The sequence below is a fragment of the Providencia rustigianii DSM 4541 genome, from assembly GCF_000156395.1.
GTDB classification, from domain to species: Bacteria; Pseudomonadota; Gammaproteobacteria; order Enterobacterales; family Enterobacteriaceae; genus Providencia; species Providencia rustigianii.
In genome coordinates this window covers 399,136-411,289 of sequence record NZ_GG703819.1, presented here as the reverse complement: position 1 = coordinate 411,289, position 12,154 = coordinate 399,136, and the positions used below count along the sequence as shown (strand labels likewise).

Annotated in this window: 11 protein-coding genes and 1 pseudogene; 7 read left to right on the top strand and 5 right to left on the bottom strand. The window is 37.7% G+C overall.

What is annotated here, in order from left to right; translation table 11 throughout:
* Window positions 1–165 precede the first annotated feature (165 nt).
* Window positions 166–600 carry a DUF2946 domain-containing protein gene (locus PROVRUST_RS11805; RefSeq protein ID WP_039855158.1) on the top strand — a complete coding sequence of 145 codons (435 nt, stop codon included), beginning with the start codon at window positions 166–168 and terminating at the stop codon, window positions 598–600.
* 175 nt (window positions 601–775) lie between these two features.
* Window positions 776–2,815 carry a TonB-dependent copper receptor gene (locus tag PROVRUST_RS11800; RefSeq protein WP_039855157.1) on the top strand — a complete coding sequence of 680 codons (2,040 nt, stop codon included), beginning with the start codon at window positions 776–778 and terminating at the stop codon, window positions 2,813–2,815.
* Window positions 2,816–2,865: 50 nt separating this feature from the next.
* Here the strand turns inward: PROVRUST_RS11800 and PROVRUST_RS11795 are convergent, their stop codons facing one another.
* Complete coding sequence (locus PROVRUST_RS11795) at window positions 2,866–3,753, bottom strand: helix-turn-helix domain-containing protein (RefSeq protein WP_006815056.1); 888 nt, start codon at window positions 3,751–3,753, stop codon at window positions 2,866–2,868.
* A 969-nt stretch (window positions 3,754–4,722) separates the two neighbouring features.
* Between PROVRUST_RS11795 and PROVRUST_RS11790 the strand changes: the two genes are divergently transcribed.
* Window positions 4,723–4,977 (top strand): helix-turn-helix domain-containing protein, encoded by a 255-nt coding sequence (locus PROVRUST_RS11790; protein ID WP_006815055.1) that lies wholly within the window; start codon window positions 4,723–4,725, stop codon window positions 4,975–4,977.
* A 493-nt stretch (window positions 4,978–5,470) separates the two neighbouring features.
* On the opposite strand, the gene PROVRUST_RS11785 is transcribed toward PROVRUST_RS11790, so the two are convergent.
* On the bottom strand, window positions 5,471–6,112 hold the full coding sequence (locus tag PROVRUST_RS11785) for an NAD(P)-dependent oxidoreductase (protein WP_006815054.1): 642 nt from the start codon (window positions 6,110–6,112) through the stop codon (window positions 5,471–5,473).
* Between the two features lie 211 nt (window positions 6,113–6,323).
* Entirely contained in the window at window positions 6,324–6,959 is a 636-nt protein-coding gene (locus tag PROVRUST_RS11780) for a TetR/AcrR family transcriptional regulator (RefSeq protein WP_006815053.1), read from the bottom strand.
* A 106-nt stretch (window positions 6,960–7,065) separates the two neighbouring features.
* Between PROVRUST_RS11780 and PROVRUST_RS11775 the strand changes: the two are divergent.
* Window positions 7,066–7,757, top strand: a pseudogene (locus PROVRUST_RS11775) (DAPG hydrolase family protein).
* A gap of 48 nt (window positions 7,758–7,805) precedes the next feature.
* On the opposite strand, the gene PROVRUST_RS11770 reads toward PROVRUST_RS11775, so the two are convergent.
* Window positions 7,806–8,783, bottom strand: a complete 978-nt coding sequence (locus PROVRUST_RS11770) for an FUSC family protein (RefSeq protein ID WP_006815050.1) — start codon at window positions 8,781–8,783, stop codon at window positions 7,806–7,808.
* A 226-nt stretch (window positions 8,784–9,009) separates the two neighbouring features.
* Between PROVRUST_RS11770 and PROVRUST_RS11765 the strand changes: the two genes are divergently transcribed.
* Window positions 9,010–9,630, top strand: coding sequence for a malonate decarboxylase holo-ACP synthase (locus PROVRUST_RS11765; protein WP_006815049.1), 621 nt, complete (start codon window positions 9,010–9,012; stop codon window positions 9,628–9,630).
* A gap of 147 nt (window positions 9,631–9,777) precedes the next feature.
* Here PROVRUST_RS11765 and PROVRUST_RS11760 read toward each other — a convergent pair whose 3' ends face one another.
* The gene (locus tag PROVRUST_RS11760; RefSeq protein WP_006815048.1) at window positions 9,778–10,407 is read right to left on the bottom strand and encodes a glutathione S-transferase family protein; all 630 of its coding nucleotides are present in this window, start codon (window positions 10,405–10,407) and stop codon (window positions 9,778–9,780) included.
* 440 nt (window positions 10,408–10,847) lie between these two features.
* On the opposite strand from PROVRUST_RS11760, the gene PROVRUST_RS11755 reads away from it, so the two are divergent.
* Both PROVRUST_RS11755 and PROVRUST_RS11750 read left to right on the top strand, forming a co-directional pair.
* Complete coding sequence (locus PROVRUST_RS11755) at window positions 10,848–11,405, top strand: cytochrome b (protein ID WP_039855155.1); 558 nt, start codon at window positions 10,848–10,850, stop codon at window positions 11,403–11,405.
* A 13-nt stretch (window positions 11,406–11,418) separates the two neighbouring features.
* Window positions 11,419–11,997 carry a YceI family protein gene (locus PROVRUST_RS11750; RefSeq protein WP_039855154.1) on the top strand — a complete coding sequence of 193 codons (579 nt, stop codon included), beginning with the start codon at window positions 11,419–11,421 and terminating at the stop codon, window positions 11,995–11,997.
* Window positions 11,998–12,154 lie beyond the last annotated feature (157 nt).

Below are 12,154 nucleotides of genomic sequence, written 5' to 3'. Positions count from 1 at the left end.
ATCCGTTGTAGCTAACCTCTTATGGTTAAGTGCAATCAGCATAAATATGACTCACTAGGTTTAAGTGCATAACAGTTAACGTTTTTGGCAAAAAACAATAACAACAAACATCCAATTAAGATACAATCCGCCCCTATCTATTCGTCGTGAAATCACGGGAAAACGTTGCACTTACGCCCCTTAATCAGACAATCTGCTGCTTATCTTGCATTGCTGGCTGTTGCGATGCTGTTTATCGCGCCATTGATTTCTAAATCAATGGAACAGATGAACAGCTGTGCAGAGAGCCATGGCGCAATGGCAGAGCATTCGATGTCTCAGCATCATGATATGCCATTGTCTGAGCATTGTGAGCAAGGCGGTGCTATGAACCACATGCTGATGGTCAGTGTTGGGCAATCCCCAATGGAAGATATCGCGTGTGGCTATTGCCAATTGTTGGTTAATTTCCCATTCCTGATTTTATTTGTTGCCGCAATTATTCGACAACTGGCGACACTAACCCTGTTTATTCCTTATGAACGCTGTATCCAATTGTGGGTATTTCGTCCTTGGTCGCTGCGTTTAGCGCGAGCGCCTCCGATTTCCTGTTTTATCTAATCGATTATTAAACAAAATAATATTCTGCTTTTGCTCTCAATGCGCAAAACAATTCCACTTATCTTGAATATCCGTTTTATGTTCAGGAGGCTCTGTTATAGGCATCTTTATGTGGATTGTAAACCAAGCTTCATTGAGAAGGCAGCGACAATAAATAGATAAATACAGGTTAAAAATGAACTCAAATACCTTTAATTTTGCGCCTATCGCAGCGCTTGTTATCACTGCAATCACCTCCATTTCAGCGGTGGCAGACAATGAGAAAAACCAAACGCCAATCACTAATAACTCAGTCATGATTGTGACTGCGCCGGTGGATTCTCCACTAACAATTTCAACGTCACCGAAAACACCAAGGCAGCCAGTGCCTGCCAGTGACGGCTCTGATTATTTAAAAACTATTCCTGGTTTTTCTCAAATTCGTAATGGAGGAACAAATGGCGATCCTGTGTTTCGCGGTATGTTTGGTTCGCGCCTGCGGATCATGACTAATGACAGCGAAATGCTAGGTGCATGTCCCTCGCGTATGGATGCGCCGACTTCTTATATATCACCGGAAAACTTTGATTTGCTTACCATGGTTAAAGGCCCTCAGACTGTTTTATGGGGGCCGGGAAACTCAGCAGGAACGGTACGTTTTGAGCGTGAGAAACCGATTTTTACCGAAGCCGGAATTCAAGGAAATGCCAGTGCGTTAACAGCGTCAAATCAACGTTGGGATGCTAATGCAGATGTCAGTGCTGGGAATGAAAAAGGCTACATTCGTATTATTGGGAATAAATCACGTTCTAACGACTATAAAGATGGTAACGGGGATAAAGTGCCATCGAAATGGGATAAATGGAATGCGGACGTGGCGGTCGGCTGGACTCCGGATGAATATACATTAGTGGAATTAAGTGCCGGTAAAGGGGATGGAGAGGCTCGTTATGCTGGTCGTGGCATGGATGGCTCTCAATTTAAACGCGAAAGCTTAGGTTTGCGCTTTGAAAAGAGCAATATTGGTGAGGTATTCGACAAACTAGAAGGCAATGTGTATTACAACTATGCCGACCATATCATGGATAACTATTCATTACGTAGCCCAACCAGCAACATGGGATCCGGTGGGCATATGAGTGGCGGCCATGGAAGCCATGGCATGATGAATATGCCAATGAAAATGCGAGTTGACCGTGAAACAATTGGTGGGCGAGTGATGGGTACTTGGCTATGGAATGATTATGAATTGCGCTCCGGTGCGGATATGCAAACCAATAAACATCGCAAAAATAGTAATAATATCTGGAAAAAAGATGCAGAATTTCAGGATTATGGCGTGTTCAGTGAGTTAACGTGGGCAACGAATGACCAAGGAAAAGTGATTGGTGGCGGGCGTGTGGATCGGGTTATTGTAGATAACTATACTGGAGTGGGATCTTCTGGGCGCAATACGGTGATGCCAGCTGGTTTTGTACGTTATGAGCATGCATTACCTAAGATGCCCGTTATGTTATATGCGGGGGTAGGGTATACCGAGCGATTCCCTGATTATTGGGAACTTTTTTCACCTAAAATGGGGCCGGATGGCAGTAAAAACGTCTTTGATAATTTGAAAACAGAGAAAACCACCCAACTAGATATTGGCGCAAAATACAGTGATGAGAAAACCAATGCTTGGGTATCTGCATACATTGGACGTGTCGATGACTTTATTCTATTCCGCTACAGTGCCACCAACGCCAAAATGAGCCAAGTGGAGAATGTGAATGCCATGATTATGGGAGGGGAGATGGGGGTAGGCTACCAACTTAGTGATGCATGGAAAGCGGATGCTAGCCTCGCATATTCATGGGGAAAAAATAGGACTGATGGTCAAGCGTTACCACAGATGCCTCCGTTGGAAAGCCGTTTAGGTTTGACATGGGAAAAAGGGGACTGGACGGCAACAGGACTGGTTCGTATGGTTAGCCGTCAAGATCGTGTGGCAATTAATGAAGGTAACGTTGTCGGTAAAGATTTCAGTGAAAGTGCTGGATTCACCATTTTTTCACTCAATACCGCGTATCGAATTAATGAAAGCATTAAATTAAGTGCAGGTGTTGATAACTTGTTTGATAAAACCTATAGCGAGCACTTAAATTTAGCTGGAAATAGTGGATTTGGATATTCATCAAATAGCCCTGTTAACGAACCGGGAAGAAATTTCTGGGCTAAGTTAAACCTAACATTCTAAGTCGCTATTATCGCAACCTAACAACCAGTTTTCTGGCTGGTTGTTAGCAATTATCCTGTAAGTACTGGAATATAATAATTGAGTTCTTGAATATACTCATGAGGATAATTGACGAATTCCTCATAAGACGGGGTTGATTTCAAAACATAGTGTTCAATATCACAGCCAGTGCTGCGAACAATATCCATTTCTGCTAAAACTTTGCCGTATGCGGTATAAATAATATCGTTGTAGTCAGTACCTTGTAAATTTCCGAGAAATTTAATTTCTAGATAATTACCCGCCGGAACTTTTAGTGATTTAGAAAAGGGGGGAACAGTCGCCATGTCTTGTTCATTGAATGCGGTTGAATAGAGAAAACGACCTTCTTCCTCGGAGGCGGTATCTACACCATGGATGGCGTAAAGATTCTGGGCGACCAATTTATTTTTATCTAAAAAGGTTCTCCAATACTGTTTTCTGAGTTCTTCTGTCTTTAAATTCCACTCATTAATTCCTTGGGTATAGCGGTGGGTCATTCCCAGTAAATTAATTTCAGGTAATTCGACGAGTTGAACTTGAGCTTGTAGTTCTTTGCTTTCACGTAATGGTAAGCAGAAACCTTCAATATGCCAACCTGTACGTTTTCTATACTCTGATGGTGTGACGCCAAATTGTTTTTTAAATGCACGACAAAAAGTTTGTTGCGAATCAAATCGGTAGCGTAGGGAGATATCCATAATACTGTCGTTAGTTAAACGTAGTGCTACGGCAGAACAAGACAAGCGTCGAGCTCGAATGTAAGAGCCTAGAGCTAAACCTGTTTGGTTTTTAAAAAGGCGTTGGAAGTGCCATTTAGTATACCCAGATTTATCTGCGACAGTATCGAGAGAGAGTCGCGACTCTAAATTTTGTTCGATCCAGAGAATAATTTCTCTGATAACACTTTCTTGTAGCATGGTTACGTTTCCAGTCACTTTCGCATTAGACGAAAATTAAGACCCCAAATCTGAGTATTAAAATAAGATACATAGGAACTAATCCTAGTTGATCATAGGATAACATGTCTACGGGCAATTTTTTTTAAAGCAATGTGAAGTTAAGTAAGTTTCATTCGTATTTTTGCGTTCAAATATATTGAGCCCTAGCCTTTTCAACTGCGGTTTTGAGTAAGAATAGGCTGAATTTTCGATTGAAATAAAAGCACTTTTTGTGCATTAAGTTGTTGTGCAAACAAAAGAATATTCATACAAATAGAATAGAAAACTTTACCTATCGAATGAAATTTAGACAAACATTCAGTGAGTTACTCGAGGGGATCTAATTTGCTGTAATTCAATTATCAATCATGAATATTCAAATTTGTCATTATAAATTGTTACTATTGAAATGTTTTTTATAAATGATAAAAAACGATTCTGATAGTGATAGAGGGGGGAGTCAGTTATTATTAATATACCTAGAATTGTTTAAGTGAATATGTCATTAATTGATAATTTAGAATATAAGAATAAATTTAAGTATATGAACGTAATCTATCATTTATTGTAAAATTTTCAGATAATCCTTGATCAATGTTTTCGTGATTTTGTAATATAGAAAGCGGAGAATAGATCGTCAATAAATGATAGTTCTTAGTAGTATTCCTTCATATGATATGAAGGGGATTAAGATATACACCTTTGATATGTTGTTTATCATTGTGATTAATATCACGTTTTTATTTTTATATTACATGGAATTTTGATTGAAAAAGTGAATTGAATCAATCAACTGAATTTTTCGTTGAAAATTATCTTTATATGAGTACTACTAAAAATGTGATGTATGTCATGTTTTTTTAACTTAAATCAATTAATTGATCTAAGCGCGGTGATAATTTAGCCGCCTCATAATTAATATTCAGCTAAAGAGTAAAAGGAGTATTTATGAATAAAAATGAAATTGCTAAAAAGCTAGGGGTTAAGATCCGACTGCAAAGGGAGAGTCATAAAATGAGTCTTCAGCAAGCAGCTAAATTAATTGGAGTTTCAGTGGATGAGATGAATCGCTTTGAAAATGGCGAGAGCTGTATCGATGTGGATTCCTTGTTTCAATTCGCCTATTTGTTTAATCTAGAACCTGCCTCATTTTTGTATGGTGTAGTGAATGTTAATAGTGGAGCTCGTAGTACATTACACTAAAAGTATTATAAGATAATGATTCCACCTAGATGATATAACCTTTAAAATCAATGTATTAATAAATCAATAATGAAACTGTTTCGTATGAAATCATCTGTATAAATGAAATGCTATAAATAAAAATACTTAACTGCAAAGGTAATCTAATTAAGTAATTATAGATTCACTTCTCCGTGGATAATGCCTTTTTAGATGAAAAAGTATTTTTATGTTATATGAGGTACTAATTTAGTGTGTATTTAAAACGCTAATTAATAACATGAGAGTCTCATTATTAATCGATATAAGACTAATCCGGATATTTAAAAAAATTAACTTTATATTGATAAAAGATAATTAATGGAAAGAGTTAGTGGTAAATATAGTCATTTAGGGATTATTTTTAAGTAAATGTTCTTATTATTTTTAGATGACTTTAATTTTATATGATTAAATTAATAATCATATAAGTAAAAATCACTCTCTTTGGGATTGTCATAAAAATAAAGCGGCACTAGTAGGCCGCAGTAAATTGCTGACGAATAAATTGAGGGTGCTCGACTTCATCTAAAATGGCGACAGATAAATCCTGTACAGATATCTTTGCAGGTGTATTTCCATTCATAAGTAATTGATTGTTACCGAGCCGAAAAGTTTCAGTTCTTTCTCCTGGCTCAAGAATTGCTGCGGGAGAAACAAATGTCCAATCGAGAGAGTTAATTGATTGTAGAACTAATTTAAATTCTTTCACAGCTTGAGCGCCTGGACGAATCTTATCTGGAAATTCAGGAGAATCTAATAGTAATACGCCGGGTGAAATTTCAAGACTACCAGCACCTCCTACTACGATAAATCGTTGTACAAGGGATTTTTGTACAGCATGTAAAATTGCTTGGTTGCCAGCTATAGTGTCTTGATACAAATTAGGATTATCCCAGCCACCATTAAAAGCACTGATCACCACATCCTGACCTTTTAGTCGTGATGTTAGCCAAGAAGTATCCATAATATCACCAGACTCAGTGATCAAATGGGCATGCTGAGGTAGTTGGTTACTGTGTCGAGAAATTGCGGTGACTTGGTGGTGACGCATTAATGCTTCTGAGACGAGTGCCTTACCAACAAAGCCCGTTGCACCAATAATAGATATTTTCATTCTTAGCTCCAGTTAACTTTCGATGGTCTATTTAAGTTTTCCATTCTTTCTAAAATATATCTTCGTCATGCTTCACATTGCTGTGTTATTGATACTAATATGGTGCTAATCATTAATTTATGTAGATTTCCAGTAGCATTCTCATGGACCACTTAACGACATCTTTAAGTATTTAGAGTATAGAGCACGAAAGTCTATTAGGTGATTTTATCTACATCACTGAACGGCAGAGAATAATAATCTGTTGGATCCTATTTTTTAGTTCGGTAGATATCCCTGCGGGTGCCAATCCGAGAGAAATTTGCCTCAATGGTTCTGCAATTGCCATAGATAAAATTAAGTCACTCATAACGACATAGTCATTTTGCTTTATTATTTTTTGCTCCCAATGGAAAGTTAGCCAATCTGCTAATAATCGACGACTTCTTTCAATTCCACTTTTTTGATATTTATCGAGCAGGATCTTTTTTTGTTTAAAATCAGTCTGGAGTAATCGATATAAGCCAACTGCCTCTTCAGAAAGTACCGTGTTAGCGACCGTTTCTAAATTGACCTGCAATAATTCGAAAAAAGTATCAGTAGAGTGAGCTTTTGAGTCAAATAAAGGTACAAAGCTATCTGTCCAGCTGAGTACAACCTGCTCAATCAGGTCGTCACGGTTATCGACAAAACGATAGATTGTTTTTTTCGCGACACCAGCTCGCTTTGCAACATTATCAATGGTCGTTAGTTGGTAGCCATCCTTAATGAGTGATTCGCTAGTTGCCTGAATCATTTTCATTTTTAGAATATCCTCAGAAATACTAGGGCGTCCTCTAGCGGGCTTGATGTCTTCACGCTTTGACATAAATGGCGATCCTTAATGTTGTTATCTTGACATAAAAGGATTTTACCCTGAAATTAATTGGGAAACAAATTTAGTTTCCTAATTAATATTATTCAGGATGATGACTATGACAACACATAAAATTTGGGCCGTTGATGATGTCAATGAGCTATTGCTTTCAAAGCCTCTACGTATGGAGATGGGAATTGAACGTGATGAAAATGGATTATTAACCGTCGCAGTACGAACGGATTTGCATGGTTGCAAAGGGCGAATGTTGGAGTGGTGGTTTACTTTTTTTGAAACGACTCAGCATATTCGTTGGTGGCATCCTCATGATCATGTCGCTCACCATGGTTGGGATGAGCATTGGAAAAAAGGGAGCGTTTTATCGGTGCTTCAATTCATGCGGTTGAGTCTTTAGGTTCGATTCCTCCTGTTGCAGCTAAGCTCAAGTTTAGAGAAGCTTCAGACTTTTTCGATAAACAATCATTCGCTCAAGCGATTGAGAATAAAACTATTTCAGGTGCAGTCTGTGCTTCAATCGGCTTTGGTGACCATGTGCTAATGGATGAGCAGGGATATCCTATAGATGGGAAAATGGTGCATTTAACCAGAGATACTGATTTTGGATGTGTACTTCGTAGTCGATTTGTTCTAGGTGCGTCTCTTAGTGACCCACGTACTGAGTTATCTGACGAGATTGGTTTAGAGTTAATGCGCCATTGCTATAATGAATTTACCTATTTATCACGCTTTCTTCCTTCATTGTATTATGGTGAACATGCGAATGGAGAAAAAGCCCCTTTACCGTGGTAATCAATGGATAATAAAAATAAAATTAGCCCTATGGCGCGAATGGTAGTGCTAATTTTGTTTTGCCTTTTCTCGAAATAATTTCAACACAATACTGGTAATAATTGCGATAGCTCCACCCAGCGCGGTTTCTAATACTCGATCAAACAATAGGGTGTAGGCGGGATGTCGCCAATAAACAACTTGCTCTAGAACCGATAATATCAAGCTAGTGACAACGAATGTCATAAAGGTATAGCCATGGTGGAAGCTCATTGGCAGTAAAAAAGCAAAAACAAGGATAGCAGCTAGCCCGATATAAGGCATCAATGGGGTATTGAACAGTAAAAAGAGGAATAACACAGAAATTAAACTACCCGCAACTCTTTGTAAGGTTATCTTCACAATGCTCTGTGATTTAGGGTGGAGTACGAAGACAAAAGTCAGCAATGTCCAATAAAAGTGCCCGAGATCGATCATTCTTGGGATTGCCAACGTGAGTAGTAAGCCAATCGCATATGTCATTGAGCGAGGAATAATATTCTTTCGAAGCGTGACTAAATTCTTTTCAACAAGTAACGGCGTAATAATTGAATGGCGCGTCATTTTTTGGCTAAGTGCTGAATAGACCAGTAGGGTGACACCACTACCAATTAAAAATCCAAGAGTCAGGCTTTTCGAAATTGCGGGAAGTATTGTACCAATGGTGGACATGATAATCATGAATTTCATGGTTAAATCCATCATCGGATCTGTCCCGTATAACTGATAATAGATAAATGAAAAAACGGCTAAGTAAATATAAAATTCAGTGCCTAAGCGTAAAGTATCTCCAATCAAAATAGCGACTAAGATCATGGCGAGACAGCAGGCAGTATAGAAGTAATTTTTATATTCTTTCGCTGCACTGAATAGGTTGAATGAGTATAGCGTCGAAAAGGCTGCCCACATGGCGGCTTGAACATCAATGAGGGCCAATGCGGCCAAGGCACTGAGAATTAGGCAACTACTGAATATAATGCCGTCATGAATAGCGGGGATTTTCTTCATAATATGACGCTCATAAAATGTAATCTAACTCATTCATTACTAAGAGTTTTGAATGATATCATATGACAGTATAAATATACATTTAGCGCCGATTTTAGTTATTGATAGAGTGAAATACAAGGCAGAATAACTATGGCTTGAGATTGGCGCTGTATTTATCTGAGATAAAAAATGCATAATACCCCCAGCGTAAAAGCAATATGTTGTCATGTGAAAGGAAGAATAAATGCAAATAATTAATCCCCATGATTTTGTTTGGGTGGGTAGCAATAATGATGTGCCTGTGGAATCACTGCCTGAGTGGGTTCGATCCCAGTGGAATCATAAGCTTCCTCTGACCGTATACCGCGACAAAGCCGAAGACAATAAATTGACGGTTGCCATTCGTGGGATCAAACCTCACCAACGCGTAACGACCCAGATTAATAAATCTGCAATAACTCATATTATGAATGTGGAATCATTGGTGACGAATTCGATTGAACTACAGCGGTCAATGTTTATTGCACTTCCTCCGATTCAAGTTCTATTACTGATTTCGCAACATAATTGGCCATGGAAATGGGGCGTAACAGGGAGTTGTGCATATACACTTGCTACCGATATTCAAAGTATGTTGGCTGATGGCGATCTCGATGTGGTGATCCGCTGTCCAACTCGCCAACAAAAAGAAGACTTTGCACAGTTTGCCATTAAAGCTAATACACCCTATTGCCCAATTGACATCTATGTAGAAACGCCAAAAGGTGGTTTTTCATTGGCGGAGTGGTTTAAAAATGATCTTGTGACATTGCACACGCCAACAGGGAATGTACTGACAGCAGACCCATGGGATGAAAACTTATAGCGGTACGGTTTCAAAATAGGCGCTCATAGCACATTTTGAAACCAAATTGATTAAAACGTAATTTTGATGCTCGTACAGATGTTTTTTTAGTAATCAAAATAGACATTAAATAGGGTTAGCTCTAGCCCTAACCCTATTTACTCTGATTTAGTGCTCAATCTGAGGTTCTTGGGAGGCTGACTTTTGCCATTCTTGCATTGCGGGTAAAGCGAGAATATTGTCAACCCACTGTTTAGCTTGAGTATTAACTGGAAGTTGATAGCTATGAATTCGGGAAGCTACGGGGACGAAAAATGCGTCTACGGTCGTAAATTCTTTGCCAGCCAGCCATGGACCACCAAATCTATCAAATCCTTCTTGCCATAATTGTTGGAGTCGATTGAGGTTGGCTTGTAACTCATGGGAAATTTCAGGTAACGCTTCACATCTTGTGATATTCATCGGGCATTGTTGGCGTAATGCAGTAAATCCAGAATGCATTTCTGCGCTAGCACAACGTGCCCACGCCCTTGCTTGTTTTTCTTTTGGCCATGCTTGAGGAAAATCCTCTGCGACATATTCACAGATGGCTAATGAATCCCATATCGTTAGATTGCCATCAATTAAGCAAGGTACTTGACCACTAGGGGAGAAACGCTGAAATTTTTCGTGGCTACTTTTTCCATTTTCAAAGTAACAGAGATTTTCTTCAAAAGGGATTTGCAATGTTTTCAATAAAATCCAAGGGCGAAGAGACCATGACGAATAATTTTTGTTGGCTATCCAGAGTGTATACATACATTAACCTTTAAGTAGGTGGAGGAGTGGCAAGAGCTAGATTATCAATTAAAATCTGATATGAAAGATTTTTGAGGAATTTATTTTATAAAATAGTGGCTAGCCTTTTTAAGATAAATAAACTATGTTTATAAATATTCCGTATACCATATGAAAAATTAGAATAAGCATTGAATTTAAGTTAATTTACTTATTTTAAATTCTTATTTATTTTAATTTATTTACATAAAAATAAATATCTTTATATAATTCGATTAAAATTAAACCTTTTCTTATTGTTTAAGTATATAAGGGATATATTTGTATTTATGATGATACTATTTGAATGTCTTCAACAAAATATTTGTTTAACTTTAGGGTAGGAATAAAAGTAATTTCACCTTATGATTATTACAGCCTGGTTATCTAGGTTATTAATTTAAAACTATATGGCTTTTAATATGCAATGGAAAAATAGTACCACACGTTACGGGCATATATCATTGCTCATTCATTGGTTAGTTGCAATTGTCGTTTATGGAATGTTCGCATTAGGCCTTTGGATGGTAAGCTTAGGCTACTATGATGTCTGGTATCATCAGGCCCCAGAAATACATAAAAGCATAGGAATGTTATTGTTTTTTATTATGCTTTTTCGCGTGGTTTGGCGATTTATTTCACCACCACCAAAACCATTACCAAGTTATAGCAAATTAACCAAAGTAGCTTCTATCTCTGCACAAATTCTGATTTACATTATTTTGTTCAGTATTTTAATTAGTGGTTATTTGATTTCAACTGCAGATGGACAACCAATTAGTGTATTTGGTTGGTTTAATGTTCCAGCCTTATTTACTGGTGCCGCAACTCAAGCTGACAGTGCGGGTGAAATTCATCTTTATTTAGCTTGGGCTGTTGTTTTGTTATCCGTTTTACATGCATTTGCTGCACTAAAACACCATTTTTATGATGGCGATATTACTTTAAAAAGAATGCTGGGTTTTAACCCCGATAAATAACGTGGAGAAAGTTATGTTAAAGAAATCTATTTTAGGTCTTGCATCTGGTGCTTTATTATTAACTGCTGGCTCTGCTTTTGCAGAAAATTATACATTCGATAAACAAGGCCAACATGCGTTTATTGAATTTCGTATTCAACATCTAGGTTATAGCTGGTTATACGGTAGTTTTAAAGATTTTGATGGTAATTTTACCTATGATGCAAAAGACCCTGCTAAAGATAAGGTTGAAGTCACCATTAAAACAGGCAGTATCGATACTAACCATGCAGAACGTGATAAACACTTACGTAGCCCAGATTTCTTAAATGCAGCAAAATTCCCAGAAGCAAAATTTGTTTCTACCGCAGTTAAGAAAGAAGGTGATAAATACCTAATCACAGGTGATTTTACGTTAAACGGTGTAACAAAACCAATTACTTTAGATGCAAAATTAACAGGCGAAGGTAAGGATCCTTGGGGCGGCTACCGTGCTGGTTTCGAAGCTAAAGGAAATATTAAGCTGAAAGAGTTTAATATTAAATCTGATTTAGGTCCTAAATCCCAAGAAGTTGAATTAATGCTATCTGTTGAAGGTGTACAAGCTAAGTAATCTTTATTTTACTAGAACCTCAATGCTGATTCAGGTATTGAGGTTTTTTTGTTCAATTTATTTCACTAAATTCTCGCCATTTTAACCTTATTCCTATAGCGCTAGAACCCCACTCGACGATAGAATAATTGTGCAGAACGCATTGTTTATATTATGC

What these genes read in the sequence shown, in the direction of transcription:
- PROVRUST_RS11760 (WP_006815048.1), bottom strand. Translation starts at nt 10,407, where the DNA reads ATGTATACACTCTGGATAGCCAACAAAAATTATTCGTCATGGTCTCTT.
- PROVRUST_RS11770 (WP_006815050.1), bottom strand. Translation starts at nt 8,783, where the DNA reads ATGAAGAAAATCCCCGCTATTCATGACGGCATTATATTCAGTAGTTGC.
- PROVRUST_RS11790 (WP_006815055.1), top strand. Translation starts at nt 4,723, where the DNA reads ATGAATAAAAATGAAATTGCTAAAAAGCTAGGGGTTAAGATCCGACTG.
- PROVRUST_RS11780 (WP_006815053.1), bottom strand. Translation starts at nt 6,959, where the DNA reads ATGTCAAAGCGTGAAGACATCAAGCCCGCTAGAGGACGCCCTAGTATT.
- PROVRUST_RS11795 (WP_006815056.1), bottom strand. Translation starts at nt 3,753, where the DNA reads ATGCTACAAGAAAGTGTTATCAGAGAAATTATTCTCTGGATCGAACAA.
- PROVRUST_RS11755 (WP_039855155.1), top strand. Translation starts at nt 10,848, where the DNA reads ATGCAATGGAAAAATAGTACCACACGTTACGGGCATATATCATTGCTC.
- PROVRUST_RS11765 (WP_006815049.1), top strand. Translation starts at nt 9,010, where the DNA reads ATGCAAATAATTAATCCCCATGATTTTGTTTGGGTGGGTAGCAATAAT.
- PROVRUST_RS11800 (WP_039855157.1), top strand. Translation starts at nt 776, where the DNA reads ATGAACTCAAATACCTTTAATTTTGCGCCTATCGCAGCGCTTGTTATC.
- PROVRUST_RS11785 (WP_006815054.1), bottom strand. Translation starts at nt 6,112, where the DNA reads ATGAAAATATCTATTATTGGTGCAACGGGCTTTGTTGGTAAGGCACTC.
- PROVRUST_RS11750 (WP_039855154.1), top strand. Translation starts at nt 11,419, where the DNA reads ATGTTAAAGAAATCTATTTTAGGTCTTGCATCTGGTGCTTTATTATTA.